Genomic DNA, 15,678 nt, shown 5'->3' on the forward strand with positions numbered 1-15,678 from the left:
GCGTCGGGCCGCGCTGCCTCTTTGTAGCTTGGTGCGGAGTTACTCTTTGACGCTCATGTATTCCTTGGCCCAGAGGATGTATTCCTCAGGCTGGGTGTAGGTGTGGGTCAGCTCAGTGGCGCTCAGGTCCGAGGCCTGGGTGAAGATCTGCCGCTGTTCGCGCAGGCTGTCGTAAGTGGCCTTGATCGCCGCGAAGTAAGCACCGTGGCCGTCGATGGTCACGCGCACACCCAGTTCGGCCAGACGTTTGTCGTCGCGCAGCGCCGGGTTGCCGTAGGTGACCAGCATCAGCGGCACGGTCAGGTGTTCGGCGATCTGCTCGAGCTGATCGAAGTCCTGGATGCCGACCATGCAGATGCCGTCGGCACCTGCGGCCTGGTAATGCTTGGTGCGGCTGATGATTTCCTGGTTCGGCAGGATGCCGGCGTTGGTCCGGGCGATGATCGCCATTTCCGAGTCGACCCGGGCTTCCAGTGCCGCGCGGATCTTGCCGACGCCTTCGGCAACGGTGATCAGGTCGGTGGATTTACGGCCGAATTGGGCTGGCAGCAGGGTGTCTTCGATGGTCAGCGCGGCGACGCCGGCGCGTTCCAGTTCGACGATGGTGCGCATCACGTTGAGCGCGTTGCCGTAGCCGTGGTCGGCGTCGGCGATTACCGGCAACTGGGCGACGCGGCCGATGCGGGTGGCCTGCTCGGCGAATTCGCTGAGGGTGATCAGGGCAAAGTCCGGGGCGCCCAGCACCTGCAACGAGGCGACCGAACCGCCGAGAATCCCTACTTCAAAACCCAGGTCAGCGGCAATGCGGGCGGACATCGGATCGAACACCGAGGCGGTGTGATAGCAGGTGTCCGAAGCCAGCAACTGACGGAAGTTACGGCGCAAATCTTGATGAGAAAGCCTGGTCATACGAGTTCCACCAATACAAAGGAATGGAAAGGCTTGAGCAAAGGTGTCAACGCCGAAGGTGAAAAGGCTATCACGCCAATGGGTCAAGGATCATGACGATTTTTGCCAGCGAAAAAACCAAAAGGCCACAGACGTTTACCGTCTGCGGCCAGGTTTACTCAGTGGCGTGAAGGCAAAAAATCAAGCCTTCTGGATCTCGCCCCAGATTTTTTTAATTTCGTGGATGTTACCGACGTTGAAGCGCGGAATGACCAACTGCGAGCAGAGAACAGAGGGATCATCCGTTTTGAGGTTGGTGTTGATGACGTTGCTGTCTGCACGCAGAAGCGGGACGTCGTTGAAGTTGTTATGAGTCATGTTCATATGATTTTCCTTTCTTTCTTGTGTGGTCGGCGTATGGCTAACCATGGTTAAACAGGGACATCGTCTTTTCGTAAAATGCGATTTCCTGCATGGCAATGCCGGGGTAAATCGGCACGTAGTTCTCGTCGAAGCACCAGGCTTCTTCGCTGTTTTCTACCCGCGGAGCATGTATTAACAAGCTCAGCGAGGCGGACATCTGTTGTGGCGGCAGTTGGCGGTGAATCTCATAAAGTGGTTTCATGTGAAGCACTTCGCCGGGCGCCAGTTTTAATTCTTTTTCCTCTCCCAGTTGTGGTCGTACTCCGCAGCCGATGGGAGTGCGGTCGAGAATTTCTCGCTTGATTGTCGTGTAGCCATCTCCGGCATAACCGACGCAATACATCTCAAAATCGTGAGTGTGGTTCAGGCCGTAAATGAATGTATCGCCTTCTTCTTTCGAGTTGACGGGTGACCAGAATCCCAAACGGACGGTGTATTTTTCGTTTGAGTGCAACACGAAGGCATAAGCGTTATAGAGCATGTGCTTAACGCTGAATCCATGCTGCTGAATACCTTGGTATAAGTATTCGCTTAATAAGGTTCTATGCGTGGCCAGGCTTTTCAGGTCCTCGACTATTTTGTTGTGGTCGCACTCGGTGTCGTAAGTGTTCATGCGCTGAATGAACGTATCGATATTCATTGTGCGTACTCCAGTTGTTCATCGAGGAAACTGTTCAACTTGTCGTTTTGCAACAGCCTCATCACTGGCGCGTAAGCCAGTGCGGCTTGTCTGTCTTGCTCGGCGATAGCATTGAAGGCATTCCAGGCCACGGCCGCGTGGGTGTGATAAACGAGTTCTTCGGCAACCTTTCGACGTTGCGGGTCCCGAACAACCTCCAGCAATTCCAGAGCGACCAGGAAGCGTGCTGCGCTTTCATCATTCGGCAACCAGGCAACTTTTTGCAGCGTCTGTCGATCGTAGACGCTGATGTCTGCACGTCTGTCCACCAGGGTCATGGCACCGAAGGCAATGTCCGGGGCACACTCGTACAGTTCCTTGGTCCCGTCGATGTACAGCGGGGTGTCCTCGGTTATGGTAGTGCTGCCAATACGCTTGAGGCCGTTGTCGTCGATCAGTAAGTGCTGAACACTGAACGGGTTACCGTCAATGGAGAATAAAAAAGTCTTGCCTGGAATAGAATATATATAAGGTGACTGTGTATTGCTCCCGGGGACTTTAATGCTGATGTTGCCGGTTTCGTTGTAATGCAGTGTCAGGTTGTTGTTATGTAAGTTGGTGATGTTGAGTATGTGTGTCTTGTAGTGATTATTTTCCGAAGTATTATTTTTGTTATTGATTGTTTGTGCGAGTTTCTCGATTTCCAGTCGCATGTTGCAGGTTCTGATTTTTTGCAATAGCTCTGGTGGCGAGAGGTTGTTGTTTAAAAGTTGGGTGATCATATTGTTTTAGTTTGGTGTTGAGTTGGAATGACTCTATCCAGTTGGTTGTTGCGGTGCAAACTTTGAGGTGTGAGTAGTTGTGTTTTATATATAATTGACTTGGACGATGATAAGGCGAATGAGATGGTTATTTGCGGGCTGTTTGACTGTTCGCCCACAGCTTTGCGCTCGGTACAAGCCATTGGCTTTAACCGTTTCGTAAGTACGACCAGGTTTACGCTGCGATGACGAAAAAGGAGGCCACGGGCTGCTAGTGCGATTGTGGGAGCAGCCCCTGGTTGGAACGATAGCCGCTCAGGCCGCCACTGCCTGCTGCTGTTGATTGGGCAACGGCACGGCCCGCACCGAGTTGCCCGGCTGCAATTGCAGGCGCTTGGCGGTGAGGCGGTCGATCACCAGGCTGCTGCCGACCCGGCGGCCCGCAGCGACGGTGATGCGGCAGTTTTCCAGACGGCGGTTATGGATCAGCCACAACGGCGCCTGTTCGTCCGGCGTGCCGATGCTCAGGGTCAGTTCCAGGCTGTCGCGAACGGTACGGATACTGCGGATCGGTGCTTCGATCACCGGGCCACCGTCAAAGATGTCGATGTAGCCTTTGTGGGCGAAACCCTCGGACTGAAGGATTTTCAGCGCCGGTTCGGTGTTGGGGTGAGCCTGGCCGATCACGGCCTGGGCCTGTTCGGTGAGCAGGCAGGTGTACAGCGGCTGGCGCGGCATCAGTTCGGCGATGAATGCCTTGTTGCCCAGCCCGGACAAGTGATCGGCGTGGCTGAAGTCCATCTGGAAGAAGTGCCGGCCCAGGCTGTCCCAGAACGGCGAACAGCCTTGCTCGTCGGCACTGCCGCGCAGCTCGGCGATCATCTTCTCGCCGAACAGGTGCGGGAATTCGGCGACGAACAGCAAGCGTCCCAGCGACAGCAGACGCCCATTGCTGCCGTGGCGTTGATCGTGGCGCAGGAACAGCGAGCACAGTTCCGACTGGCCGGTCAGCTCATTGTTGAGGAACAGGGTCGGAATCTGCCGCTGGATGCCCAGATCCGGTGCCGAACTGACAGTCAGCCCGACCCGATAGTTGTACCAGGGTTCGCGCAGGCCGACGGCGCCGGCCAGGGCACTGACCCCGACCACCCGCTGCTCATCGTCCTCGAGCACAAACAGATAGTCGGCATCGGCCCGCTCGACCTGCTCGGCAAACGCCCGTTGCGCCCAGCGTACCCGGTGGGCCAGGCGATCTTCGTTGGCGGGCAGGGTGGTGAACCCCGGCCCGGCCTGTTGCACCAGGGTCATCAACGCGGGCAGGTCGCTGACTTGGACCGGACGGACAATCATGCTGCAACTCCTTTTGCGCGCCTGCTCGGGCACTGTCGTTGGGTGAGGGCGCGGTTCACAGGGCTATTACCCGGACCGTGCCGCCATGGCTGACGTTCAGTGCCGCACACAGCGACGGGGTCAGCACCAGGGGCTGGCCGGGCTGGTAATCCAGTTCGGCGACCACCGCCCGGTAGCCCAGCAGTGCATCGTTACTCACCAGATAGCGACCGCGTGCGTCAATCAGTGGTTCCTCCCGGACCGTGGCGATCCGACTGCTGGTGATCGAACGAATGTTGGCGGTGCGTGCGTACAGGGTCGGGCCGGCGTCGAACAGATCGATGTAGCTGTTGGTTTCAAAGCCTTCGCGTTCCAGGATATCGAAGGCTTCCTGGCCGTCGGGGTGGACTCGGCCGATGCAGTCCTGCGCCGCTTGCGGCAACATCGGCACGTAGATCGGGTACTGCGGCATCAGTTCGGCGAGAAACGTGCGGCTCTGTAAGCCACACAAGCGCTCGGCCTCGACGTAGGGCAGGTCGAAGAAATGTTTGCCCAGTGCATCCCAGAAAGGTGAGTGCCCCTGTTCATCGCTGTAGCCGACGATTTCGGTAATCACCGCTTCGGCAAAACGTGAGGCATGGGCGGCGATGAACAGCAGGCGGGCCCGCGATAGCAATTCGGAAAACGGTGTGCGCACCAGCGCTGCGTCGATGTGAAATCCGCGCAGCAGCGTGTGACCACTGAGGTCGTGGCACAGCGACAGCGCCGGCACGCCATGTTCGATGTTCAGTTCCCGCGAAGCGCTGGTGAAATGGCGATTACGCAGGCTGTAGAACGGTTCGTTGAATCCGGCAGTGGCGAGAATTTCCGAGCAGCCGACCAGACGACGGCTGTCCAGGTCTTCCAGTACGAAGAAGTAATTCTCCGGGCCTTGGGCCGAGGCATTACTGTCGAACGAGGCGCAGGACGCGGTGATTTTCCCGCCCAGGTGTTCGCTGTCATCCGGCAGGGAGGTAACGCCCACCAGGCTGTCGCGAGCCAGTTGTTGCAATTGAGGCAGGTCGGTTGGCTCGACTGGACGTAAGACCAGCATGGATGCACTCCTGTATCAAAAGGTTCGGCACATTCGCCGAACCTGACTATCACTGTCGGTTTCCACGCGTTAAAGCGGCGGTCGCCTGATTTGTTGTCAGACGCCGCCCTTTTTCTTGTCAGCCATTGCTCGGGTCAGGCAGCGCGGTACTGGCGCCGAGCTTGTTCAGGAAGAACAGGTACACCAGACCCAGGGCGATCCAGATCAGGCCGAGTTTTTGTGCATCGACGCCCATGTTGTACATGATGGCCGCGACGATGCCGAAGCCGATCACCGGGCAGATCAGGTGACGGATGACCTGGCCGGACTTCTGCCGACGCCAGTAGTAATTAATCACGGTCAGGTGCAGCAGCATGAAGCCGCTCAGGGCGCCGAAGTTGACCAGCGAGGTCAGGGTGTCCACCGAGTTGATGAACAGGTAGCAGATCACCAGCGACAGCACGGCTACCAGATAAATGCTCAGGTACGGCGTGTTGTGTTTCGGGTGAACCTTGGCCAGCACCTTCGGCAGCTTGCCGTCGCGGGCCATGCCGAACAGCAGGCGCGAGACCGCGGCTTGTGAAGTGATCGCCACCGCCACGCCCCAGGCCAGGGCCGTGGCGACGCCGGTCAAAGTCGCCAGCCAGCTGCCGGCGGCGATTTCGGCGATTTCATAGAACGCGGTGTCGGCGGACTTGAAGCCCATGCCGGCGGCCAGATCGGTGGCGATCCAGGTCTGTACGACGAAAATCGCACCCATCACCACCAGGGTGATCAGCGCCGCTTTGCCGACGCTGCGGCCCGGATCGCCCTTGATCTCTTCGGCAAGCGTGGAGATCGCATCGAAACCGAGGAACGACAGCACCGCAATCGACACAGCCTGCATCAGCAGGGCGAAGTTGAAGGTTTCCGGGTGGTACAGCGGCGCGAGGGTCAACTGGCCGTTGCCGCCACCGTTGTGCAGGGCATTCCAGGCGTAGAACAGGAAAATCCCCAACACAACGAGCTGCGCCAGCAGGAACAGGATGTTCATGCGGGCGGTGAAAGTAATGCCGCGCAGGTTGACGAAGGTGGCGCTGACCAGGAATGCCAGAATGAAGCCGACTTTCGGGATGTCCGGGTACAAATGGTTGAGCGCCATTGCCGCATAGACGTAAAGCAGCGGCGGAATCAGCAGGTAGTCCAGCAGCATCAGCCAGCCGGCGAGAAAGCCGACGTGTTGATTCAGGCCCCGTTGCGCGTAGGAATAAACCGAGCCGGCAATCGGAAAGGCCCGGGCCATGCTGCCGTAGCTCAGCGCGGTGAAAACCATCGCCACCATGCCGATGATGTACGCCAGAGGCACCATCCCCGGTGCCTCGGCGTTGACGTAGCCATACACGCCGAACGGGGCGATGGGGATCATGAAGATCATCCCGTACACCACCAGGTCGGTCAGTGTCAGGCTACGTTTCAACTCCTGTTTGTAGCCGAACTCTTCTATTTCCATGAAGCGCAACTCCTTGTCAGCCAATCGATCGTTTTAGTTGTTATGTCGGTCCGTCGTTTACAGCGTCAGCAGTGTTTACAGCAATGTTCAAAGCAGTGGAGCCAGATAATTTGCCCAGCGGGAAACCGCTTCCGGGTTACGCAGCAGGTCGTTGCGCACTTCAATCAAAACCGACTCCAGGCCTCGGGCATCGCCGTGCACCGGCACGGTCATGTCGCCCAGCGGGTCAATCCTGTACGGCTGGTTGCCGGCGACTTTCAGCGGATGCTGTCCGAGACCGTCGAGCAGGCGCTGGGCGTATGCCTTGGCCTGACCGAACAGCACGCCGGCTTCCAGCTCACGCGGCTGGCCGTAATAAACCGGGGTGAAACTGTGAATCCCCACCACCCGCACCGGCCGGCTTTCGGCCAGACGTTCGTCGATCAGTTGTTGCAGCCGGGTGTGAAACGGCTTGAACAGACACTGGCGACGGTATTCGCGGGTGGCTTCATCAAGCTCGCGGTTGCCCGGCACCTGGTAGATCTCGCTTTGCGCCGGGATGCTGTCCGGGGCGTGGCGGGGCCGGTTGAGGTCGATCAGCAGTCGCGAATAGTTGGCGCTCAGCAGTGTGGCGCCGATCTTTTCCGACAGTTGCTCGGCCAGTTCCAGCGCACCGATGTCCCAGGCAATGTGTTCACGCGCAGCCGTGTCATCCAGGCCCAGGTTGTTCAGGGCATCGGGGATGTAGCGGCTGGCGTGTTCGCACACCAGAATCAGCGGGTGCGTCGAATCTTCACGGGTCAGGTTGTAGACCGGTCGGGTGTACAACCCAAGCTCGGCGGATTCAGTACAGGCGTGCATAGTGCTCACACAGGTCAGCGGGCGAGAGCTGTTCCGTCAGCGCCAGTTCCTCGGTTTTAAGGGCGAAATACGTGTCGAGCAACGGTGCCGGCAGCGCTGCCATCAGCGCTTCGCTGCGACGCAGGCAATCCAGTGCCTGAGCCAGAGAGGCGGGCAGGGCAACGATGCCCCGCGCCTCGCGTTGTTCGTCGTTGAGTGCATCGGGGATTTCATCGGTGATCGCGTTCAGCGCCAGACGCTGTTCGATGCCCAGGCGTCCGGCGATCAGCAGCGCAGCCATCGCCAGGTGCGGCGAGGCGGTGGCGTCCATGGCGCGGAACTCCAGGTTGTACTGCTTCGCGACGGGTTTGTTGCCCAGGCTCACGGTCGGGCAGATGCGCAGCGCCGCTTCGCGGTTCTGCTGACCCAGGCAGGCATAGGACGCGCTCCAGTGATGTGGCTGCAAACGCTCGTACGACACCGGCGTCGGCGCGGTGAACGCACACAGCGCCGGCAGGTAATGCAGCACTCCCGCCGCCCAGTGCTGGCCAAGCGTGGACAAGCCATTGCTGGTGCCGGCGTCGTACAACATCGGCTGACCGGCCAGATCCAGCAGGCTGACGTGCAGATGCACACCGTTGCACACTGCTTCAGCGGCGGTTTTCGGCGCAAAGCTCAAGTCCAGGCCCATCTGCCGGGCGATTTCGCGGGTAATCTCGCGTACGTTTACCGCGCGATCCGCCGCCGCCACGCCGAGGGTCGGGCGGCAAGTGATTTCGTATTGATGCTTGCCGTATTCGGGCAGGAACATTTCCGGCTCAACGCCACCGGCGCGTAACGCGCTGAGCAGCCAGCCACCGAATTCCGCGCCCTGGCGCTGGGACTCGAGGGAGAAGGCAAGGTGTTCGGCAAACCCGGCGTGCAGATTGAATTCGTGTTCGAACGCGGCGTTGACCTGCAACCCGAGCTGATCGCGATAACGCTCGATTTCATCGCTCAGCAGTGTGCGCGGGCAGGCGCCCCACGGGCGGCCGTCGGTTTCGCGGATGTCGCCGTGGATGAAGTCCAGCGCCGGAGCGGCGGCGTCCGGGCCGTTGCCGACCGTGACGCGGCTGGCCAGATCGGGAATCAGCCGCAGATCGCCATAAGCGCCCCACGGGTTGGTCGAGGCGATGATGTCCTGCGGCGTCAGCGCACTGTTGGCGGGCACCCAGCCGCAGCCGGCCGCTTGATAGTGTTCCAGTTCATCGCTGGGAAACGAGCGGCCACGGGTGATACCGATCAGGTCGGTGGTGACGATGGTGGTCATCGGCAACGGCGACAGGCGCTCGCTCATGGCTGCATCTCCTGCAGACGACCGAGGACGGTGTCGGTATCGGTGATCCAGCAGTAGCCCTTGATCGCGTTCAGGCAGGCATCGTGGCGTGCTTCGGTGTAGGTCGCGCAGGCGTCCGCCACCAGTGTCACCAGATAACCCCGGTCGGCGGCGTCGCGCACGGCCATGTCCACGCATTGGTCGGTGACGATGCCGGCGATGATCAGGTGACGGGTTTCAAGGTTGCGCAACACGTAGTCGATGTTGGTCGAGTTGAAGACCCCGGAGGAGGTCTTGGGCAGCACGATTTCGTTTTCAGCCGGGGTCAGTTCGGCGATGACCTGTGCCTGCGGGCTGCCCTTGGGCAGGTGCATGTCCGACAGTTTGTGGTCCAGCGAGCGGTCGCGGCCGTCGGCGGTCAGGCTTTCGATCAGGGTGTGCAGCACGTTCTGCCGTGCGTCGCGGAAGGCGTTGAGCAGACGCACCTGATTGGGCACCACCTGCGAGCGCGTGCGATTGAGGAAGTAGGCGGCGTCCGGGCCTTCGAGGTGCGGGTCGAACTGCGGCTCTAGCCAGGCACGCTGCATGTCCACCAGCAACAGCGCGGTGTGGTCGGTGACAAACGGCAGGTCCCGCGGCGAGCGGTGGGGAAGGCTGAACATCCTTATTTATCCTCCAGCAAGTGGGTGTCGAAGTCGTTGCGCAGGGCATCGATGCCTTCCAGGCGATCGGCCAGGTCCGGGCTGCGCAGGGTCAGGCAAGCGATCAGCGCTTCAACCTGGGCCAGCGCCGGGACCATGGTGTCGAACGGCGAAGCCGATTCCACCGGGGAGCTGATGATCATGTCGGCCAGTTCGCGCAGCGGCGAGGCGTAGATGTCGGTGAACAGCACGACGCGAGCATTGTTGTTCTTGGCCGCAGTGGCCACGCGCAGGGCCTGGGTCTGGTAGCGGCGATAGTCGAACACCAGCACCACGTCCTGACGTTGCAGGTCGAACAGACGATCCGGCAGTTGCGCGTTGTCCTCCAGCGCAAAACAACCGGGGCGCAGCAGACGCAAATGATTGAGCAGGTAGGTGGCCATCAGGCTGCTGAAACGCCCGCCGAAGCAGTAGACCTGGTGGCGCGTATCGAGCAGCCATTGCGCGAGAATCCGCACGTCTTCGGGTTGGGTCAGGGCCTGGGTTTCCGCCAGCAGGTTGTGGCTGTGGGCCAGATAATGGCTCCAGGCATCGTCCTGGTTCAGGTTCGAGCGGGGTTGCAACAGCGTGCGTGGCGAGCGCAGGCGATGGTCCATGTCGCTGAGCAGGGCGTCCTGGAATTCGGCGTAACAGCCAAAACCGAGTTTTTTTACCAGTCGCACGATGGTCGGATCGCTGACGCCGGCGTGCTCGGCCAGCCGCGCCATCGGGCCGAGACCGTTGCGCGGGTACTGATCAAGCAAGGCCCGGACGACTTTGCGCTCTGACGGCGTAAGATCCAGGCCGGGATCAGTAATCAGGTCTCTGAGAGGGGGCATCCGGGCTCCTGCTGGATGGGTGTGTTGAATTCGTTTCACAATCCTTTAAAACAGTATTTATGTAACTGACGTTACATGTCTAGTGAATTTTCCGCAGCGTCCGTGAAGCCCCAAAATGGGGCGAGATGCCCGTGTAGCAAGGGCTACATGGATTTCCCTGTGGTTTGTAGTCCATTGCCCATTGTGATGTCAGACATTACCGTTTTCCTTTGACGGAGCGTTTTAACGGGCTTGCCCGGAACCACACGGTTTACGGCACAATTGCCGTCCTGTCGGCATTTCGCCGGTGGTTGTTTACCTTCTGACCGAGTGACTCATCGTGCAAGCCACCCGTTTGACCTTGATTTGTCACGCAAGAACCGTCTCACAAAAACTGGCGCGTTTTCCTACGAACGAACCTGTTGAAGAAAACGCTGTAGTGTCTGACTCGCTGGCTGCTCGGTTCGGGTTACCGCATCGTTTGATCTGCGGCCCGGAATTGCGTGCGCGTCAGACTGCTCGATGGTTCGGTGATGATGTGCAGGTTGATGAGGCCTTGCGCGATTGCGACTGGGGGCGTTGGCAGGGGCAGTCGATCAAGGACCTGCAGCGGGATGAGCCTGACGCGTTGCAAGCCTGGCTCGAAAATCCCGGTGTGGCGCCCCATGGCGGTGAATCAGTGGCGCAACTCGGCGAGCGAATGGCCGCATGGCTGGCGGCCCTGCAAACCACGTCGGGTCATGTGGTGGCCGTCACTCATCCGTTCATTATTCGTGCGGCGCTGATGCAGGTCATGCAGGGCCAGGCCTTCCACAGCATCGATGTCGAGCCGTTGGCGGTGGTCGAGTTGAGTTTCTTCGGGCGCTGGCGGCTACGCTTGCCCGGAATCGATCTTGAAGGAATCCGCACATGAAGCGATTGCTGGTCATCGGCATTGGCGCCGGCAACCCCGACTACATCACGATGCAGGCGGTGAAGGCGCTGAATCAGGTGGATGTGTTCTTCCTGATGGACAAGGGCCAGAGCAAGGACAAACTGATCGACCTGCGTCGCGAAATCTGCGAACGCTATATCACCGATCGTACGTATCGTTTCGCCGAAGCCCACAGCCCGGAGCGCGAGCGCGGCGATGTGGACTACAGCACCAGTGTCGATGATCTGAACCGCGCCAAGCAGCAAACCTTCGAACGCCTGATCAATGACGAATTGGCTGACGGGCAGTGCGGCGGTTTTCTGGTGTGGGGCGATCCGGGGTTGTACGACAGCACCATTCGCATCCTCCAGGCAATCCTGGCTTCGGGGCGATGCGCGTTCGAATTCGACGTGATCCCCGGCATCACCAGTGTTCAGGCCCTGGCGGCGCAGCACAAAGTGCCGCTGAACACCATCGGCCGCTCGATTGAAATCACCACCGGCCGACGCCTGGCAGCGGGGCAGGTGAGTGATACCGACAGTCTGGTGGTGATGCTCGACGCCGAAGATTCCTACCATCGGGTGGCGGATCAGGAGACAGAGATTTACTGGGGGGCCTACCTCGGCACGCCGGATGAAATCCTCATCAGCGGCAAGCTCAAGGATGTCGCCGATGAGATCGAGCGGGTGCGCAAGACGGCGCGCGCCGAGCATGGCTGGATCATGGACACTTATCTGTTGCGCAAGCCTTGATCTCACGACCAAAGCGCTCGCGATACACCGATGGTGGCACCCCGACCACGCTGCGAAACGCCACGCGAAAGCTTTCCACCGAGCGATAACCGCAGCGCTGGGCGATCTGCTCGGTGTTCTGCGGTGTGCTTTCCAGCAACTCCCGGGCCCGGGCCAGACGCTCGTGTTGCAGCCAGGCCTTGGGTGACTGGCCGCTGGCCTCGGTGAATTTGCGCAGGAAGGTGCGTTCGCTCATCGCCGCTTCGCTGGCCAGGTCGCGTACCTCCAGCGGTTCGTGCAGGCGTTCGCGGGCCCACTGCATCACGCGCGACAAGTCACTGCGCGGGGTCGGGCTGACCGGTGTCGGAATGAATTGCGCCTGACCGCCGGTTCGTTGCGGCGACATCACCAGCCGCCGCGCCACCGTGTTGGCCACCTGAGTACCGAAGTCCCGCGCCACCAGATGCAGGCAGGCGTCGATCCCCGCTGCACTGCCGGCCGAAGTGATCAACTGGCCGGAATCGACGTAAAGCACGTCCGGATCGACATCAATGGCCGGGAAGCGCTCGGCCAGTTCTGATGTGTAGCGCCAGTGGGTGGTGGCGCCATGCCCGTCGAGCAGCCCACTGGCGGCCAAAACAAAGACCCCCGAGCAGATCGACAGCAACCGGGCGCCGCGCGAGTGCGCATCACGCAATGCTGCGAGCAATGACTCCGGCACCGGCGCGCTGCGGTCGCGCCAGCCGGGAATGATGATGGTGCGCGCCTGCGCCAACAGCTCCAGACCGCCATCGGCCAGCACCTGAATCCCGCCCATGGCGCGCATCGGGCCTTGATCGACAGCGGCGATGCAGTGCGCGTACCACGGGAATTCGAACTCCGGCCGGGCGAGGCCGAAGATCTCCACGGCGATGCCGAACTCGAATGTGCAGAGGCCGTCGTAGGCCAGAATCGCGACCAGTCCAGGTGAATCAGGCATTTGGCGGAAACTTCCCGGTGAGTGTCTTGTGCGCCACTGTAGCGGCAAGCGGCGGCTCGATAAAGTCTGTTCATCCCTTCACAGACGTAGGAGCAACACAACATGCCCAGCCTGGTTCGCGAAATTCCTGCTGCCCCTTCGGCCATTGCCCTGATGCACTTCAGCAACCGTCTGACTTTCGAAACCGATTGTTCCGACGTCTTCAACAGCCAGGAGGCCGGCGAGGTCGATTTCGTGCTGGTGGATGTGCGCGGGCCGCTGGCCTTCGAGCGCGGCCATGTGCCGGGGGCGATCAATATTCCGGGGCGCCTGATAACGGCCCAAGCGCTGGCGGACTACCCGAGCTCCACGCTGTTCGTGGTCTACTGCGCCGGGCCGCACTGCAACGGTGCCAACAAGGCCGCCGTGAAGCTGGCAGCGCTGGGTTATCCGGTCAAGGAGATGATCGGCGGGGTGACCGGCTGGCTCGATGAGGGCTTCGAGTTGAGTGTCGCGGCACCGCAAGCCGCGACCCACGCGATTGCCTGCGATTGCTGATATTCAGTGCGTTGCCGCCCTCGGCGGCAACTTTTAATGGCTTTGTCCTACAACCCTTGCACCGCTCTGGCGCACACTTTTCCTACGAGATGGCACTCGCCGATTTTCTGTAAGTATTTGTCGCTTAAACACAATTTGCCCCGTGCGCGCCGCCATAGACTGCCGGCCACTTCGGTTTCTTTGCGCTCCATAGCCCAAGGCCGAACCTGACAATCGAAAGCTGCCAATAAAAGCCTCCGCACACGGGAGTAATAAATGAAAAAGCTGGTTATGTTCGGTGCCCTGGCACTGTCGATGTTGTCCCTGACCGCTGTGGCCGAAGACGCCAAGCCGATCCGTATCGGTATCGAAGCCGGTTACCCGCCATTCTCGATGAAAACCCCTGACGGCAAACTGGCCGGTTTCGATGTGGACATCGGCGATGCGCTGTGTGAGCAGATGAAAGTCAAATGCACCTGGGTCGAGCAAGAGTTCGACGGCCTGATCCCGGCGCTGAAAGTGAAGAAGATCGACGCGATCCTGTCCTCGATGACCATCACTGACGACCGCAAGAAAAACGTCGATTTCACCATCAAGTACTACCACACCCCGGCGCGCTTCGTGATGAAGGCAGGCTCCGGCGTGAAAGACCCGCTGGTCGAGCTCAAAGGCAAGAAAGTCGGCGTGCTGCGCGCCAGTACTCACGACCGCTACGCCACCGAAGTGCTGGTGCCGGCCGGGATCGAACTGGTGCGTTACGGTTCGCAGCAGGAGGCCAACCTGGACATGGTGTCCGGTCGGATCGACGCGATGCTGGCCGACTCGGTCAACCTGAGCGACGGCTTCCTGAAAACCGACGCCGGCAAAGGCTTCGAATTCGTCGGCCCGACCTACGAAGACGCCAAGTACTTCGGCGGTGGCGCCGGCATTGCCGTGCGTAAAGGCGATACCGAGCTGGCAGAGAAATTCAACACTGCCATCAACGAAATCCGCGCCAACGGCAAGTACAAGCAAGTGCAGGACAAGTACTTCGACTTTGACGTGTACGGCCATTAATACGCCGTAGAAAAAAGTGGCCCCGTTAATGCGGTGGCCACTTTTTTTCGCCTGTGATTTATCCTGTCAGCACATTTCCAACACGGTCACTGCTTGCGGCAGCGACGACAGAGTTTCCGGAGTTCCCCATGCAACGCATCGATCATGTTCTGCCCTGGAGCCACTTGGGCAGCGAACGTTCCCTCAGCGTCTTCCGTTACGGCGCCGGCCCGCGCAAGGTCTACATCCATGCCAGCCTGCACGCCGATGAGCTGCCGGGCATGCGTACCGCGTGGGAACTGAAAAAACGCCTGGCCGAGCTGGAAAACAACGGTCAGTTACAAGGCGTGATTGAACTGGTGCCGGTGGCCAACCCGATCGGTCTCGATCAACACCTGCAAGGCAGTCACATGGGTCGTTTCGAACTGGCGAGCGGCAAGAATTTCAACCGTTCCTTCGTCGAACTCAGCGCCCCGGTGGCCGCGCGCATCGGCGATCAGTTGGGTAACGATGCCGAGGCCAACATCGCGTTGATCCGTCAGACTATGGGCCTGATACTCGACGAACTGCCGGCCCCGGCTTCGCAACTGGAAGCGCTGCATCGCCTGTTGCTGCGCCATGCCTGTGAGGCCGATATCACGCTGGACCTGCACTGCGATTTCGATGCGGCGATTCACATCTACGCATTGCCGCAACACTGGCCGCAGTGGCAATCCCTGGCCGCGCGCCTGAAGGCCGGTGTGGCGCTGTTGTGTGAAGACTCCGGCGGCAGTTCGTTCGATGAATCCTGCTCCACGCCGTGGTTGCGTCTGGCGCGGCTGTTCCCGGAGGCGGCGATCCCGCCGGCCAACCTCGCCACCACCCTGGAGCTGGGCAGCATGGGCGACACCCGCGTCGATCAGGCCCAGGCCAATTGCGAAGCGATTCTGGGTTTCCTCGCCGAACAGGGCTTCATCAGCGGCGAATGGCCGACAGCGCCGAACGAGTGCTGCGAAGGCATGCCGTTCGAAGGCACCGAATATCTGTTTGCCCCACACCATGGCGTGGTGAGTTTCCTGCGCAATGCCGGTGAATGGGTTGAGCGCGGTGATGCGCTGTTCGAAGTGGTCGATCCGTTGCAGGACCGCGTGACCACCGTGCGCGCCGGCACCAGTGGCGTGCTGTTCGCCATCGACCGTGGACGTTACACCCAGCCGGGCATCTGGCAGGCGAAAGTGGCGGGGCGCGAGCCGATTCGGGCGGGCAAGTTGATCAACGACTGATGACCCCATCTTCCGGATCACAGTGTTAG

General features: G+C 60.2%; 17 protein-coding genes. 5 read left to right on the forward strand and 12 right to left on the reverse strand.

The features are described from left to right. Nucleotides 1-39 precede the first annotated feature (39 nt). From R1A29_RS09925 to R1A29_RS09975, 11 genes are all read right to left on the reverse strand, one after another. Complete coding sequence (locus R1A29_RS09925) at nucleotides 40-909, reverse strand: isocitrate lyase/PEP mutase family protein (RefSeq protein WP_085708719.1); 870 nt, start codon at nucleotides 907-909, stop codon at nucleotides 40-42. Nucleotides 910-1,089: 180 nt separating this feature from the next. After that, on the reverse strand, nucleotides 1,090-1,272 hold the full coding sequence (locus R1A29_RS09930) for a hypothetical protein (protein WP_438301319.1): 183 nt from the start codon (nucleotides 1,270-1,272) through the stop codon (nucleotides 1,090-1,092). A 37-nt stretch (nucleotides 1,273-1,309) separates the two neighbouring features. Continuing rightward, nucleotides 1,310-1,951, reverse strand: coding sequence for a transposase (locus R1A29_RS09935; RefSeq protein WP_438301320.1), 642 nt, complete (start codon nucleotides 1,949-1,951; stop codon nucleotides 1,310-1,312). Beyond that, complete coding sequence (locus tag R1A29_RS09940; RefSeq protein WP_438301321.1) at nucleotides 1,948-2,712, reverse strand: hypothetical protein; 765 nt, start codon at nucleotides 2,710-2,712, stop codon at nucleotides 1,948-1,950. The genes R1A29_RS09935 and R1A29_RS09940 overlap by 4 nt, the downstream gene beginning before the upstream one ends. 294 nt (nucleotides 2,713-3,006) lie before the next feature. Beyond that, nucleotides 3,007-4,041 carry an arginine N-succinyltransferase gene (gene astA, locus R1A29_RS09945; RefSeq protein ID WP_085708718.1) on the reverse strand — a complete coding sequence of 345 codons (1,035 nt, stop codon included), beginning with the start codon at nucleotides 4,039-4,041 and terminating at the stop codon, nucleotides 3,007-3,009. 55 nt (nucleotides 4,042-4,096) lie between these two features. Further along, nucleotides 4,097-5,113 carry an arginine N-succinyltransferase gene (locus R1A29_RS09950; RefSeq protein ID WP_438301322.1) on the reverse strand — a complete coding sequence of 339 codons (1,017 nt, stop codon included), beginning with the start codon at nucleotides 5,111-5,113 and terminating at the stop codon, nucleotides 4,097-4,099. Between the two features lie 118 nt (nucleotides 5,114-5,231). Then, nucleotides 5,232-6,581 (reverse strand): APC family permease, encoded by a 1,350-nt coding sequence (locus R1A29_RS09955; protein WP_085708716.1) that lies wholly within the window; start codon nucleotides 6,579-6,581, stop codon nucleotides 5,232-5,234. Between the two features lie 87 nt (nucleotides 6,582-6,668). Then, nucleotides 6,669-7,421, reverse strand: a complete 753-nt coding sequence (locus tag R1A29_RS09960; protein WP_438301323.1) for an N-formylglutamate amidohydrolase — start codon at nucleotides 7,419-7,421, stop codon at nucleotides 6,669-6,671. Then, nucleotides 7,405-8,736 (reverse strand): glutamine synthetase, encoded by a 1,332-nt coding sequence (locus tag R1A29_RS09965; protein WP_438301324.1) that lies wholly within the window; start codon nucleotides 8,734-8,736, stop codon nucleotides 7,405-7,407. The genes R1A29_RS09960 and R1A29_RS09965 overlap by 17 nt, the downstream gene beginning before the upstream one ends. Further along, entirely contained in the window at nucleotides 8,733-9,377 is a 645-nt protein-coding gene (locus R1A29_RS09970) for an isochorismatase family cysteine hydrolase (protein ID WP_007956245.1), read from the reverse strand. The genes R1A29_RS09965 and R1A29_RS09970 overlap by 4 nt, the downstream gene beginning before the upstream one ends. A gap of 2 nt (nucleotides 9,378-9,379) precedes the next feature. Then, nucleotides 9,380-10,234 (reverse strand): MurR/RpiR family transcriptional regulator, encoded by an 855-nt coding sequence (locus tag R1A29_RS09975; protein ID WP_438301326.1) that lies wholly within the window; start codon nucleotides 10,232-10,234, stop codon nucleotides 9,380-9,382. 319 nt (nucleotides 10,235-10,553) lie between these two features. Here R1A29_RS09975 and R1A29_RS09980 point away from each other — a divergent pair, with 319 nt between their 5' ends. Both R1A29_RS09980 and cobF read left to right on the forward strand, forming a co-directional pair. Continuing rightward, a complete protein-coding gene (locus tag R1A29_RS09980; protein ID WP_438301327.1) occupies nucleotides 10,554-11,126 on the forward strand; it encodes a histidine phosphatase family protein in 573 nt (190 codons plus the stop codon). Further along, complete coding sequence (cobF, locus tag R1A29_RS09985; protein WP_438301328.1) at nucleotides 11,123-11,878, forward strand: precorrin-6A synthase (deacetylating); 756 nt, start codon at nucleotides 11,123-11,125, stop codon at nucleotides 11,876-11,878. Before R1A29_RS09980 ends, cobF begins: the two co-directional genes overlap by 4 nt. Here cobF and ftrA read toward each other — a convergent pair. Then, nucleotides 11,847-12,836 (reverse strand): transcriptional regulator FtrA, encoded by a 990-nt coding sequence (gene ftrA, locus R1A29_RS09990; protein ID WP_438301329.1) that lies wholly within the window; start codon nucleotides 12,834-12,836, stop codon nucleotides 11,847-11,849. The two genes, cobF and ftrA, sit on opposite strands and share 32 nt — an antisense overlap. Nucleotides 12,837-12,938: 102 nt before the next feature. Between ftrA and R1A29_RS09995 the strand changes: the two genes are divergently transcribed. The 3 genes from R1A29_RS09995 to R1A29_RS10005 all read left to right on the forward strand — a co-directional run bounded on the left by R1A29_RS09995 (nucleotide 12,939) and on the right by R1A29_RS10005 (nucleotide 15,649). Next, nucleotides 12,939-13,373: a rhodanese-like domain-containing protein gene (locus tag R1A29_RS09995; RefSeq protein ID WP_438301330.1), complete on the forward strand. Its 435-nt coding sequence runs from the start codon at nucleotides 12,939-12,941 to the stop codon at nucleotides 13,371-13,373. Between the two features lie 255 nt (nucleotides 13,374-13,628). Next, nucleotides 13,629-14,408 (forward strand): ABC transporter substrate-binding protein, encoded by a 780-nt coding sequence (locus tag R1A29_RS10000; protein WP_007956251.1) that lies wholly within the window; start codon nucleotides 13,629-13,631, stop codon nucleotides 14,406-14,408. Nucleotides 14,409-14,536: 128 nt separating this feature from the next. Next, nucleotides 14,537-15,649 (forward strand): succinylglutamate desuccinylase/aspartoacylase family protein, encoded by a 1,113-nt coding sequence (locus tag R1A29_RS10005; RefSeq protein WP_438301331.1) that lies wholly within the window; start codon nucleotides 14,537-14,539, stop codon nucleotides 15,647-15,649. The last annotated feature ends 29 nt before the right edge of the window (nucleotides 15,650-15,678 follow it).

The sequence above is a fragment of the Pseudomonas sp. NMS19W genome (assembly GCF_051554255.1).
In the GTDB taxonomy this organism is placed as follows: Bacteria; Pseudomonadota; Gammaproteobacteria; order Pseudomonadales; family Pseudomonadaceae; genus Aquipseudomonas; species Aquipseudomonas kribbensis.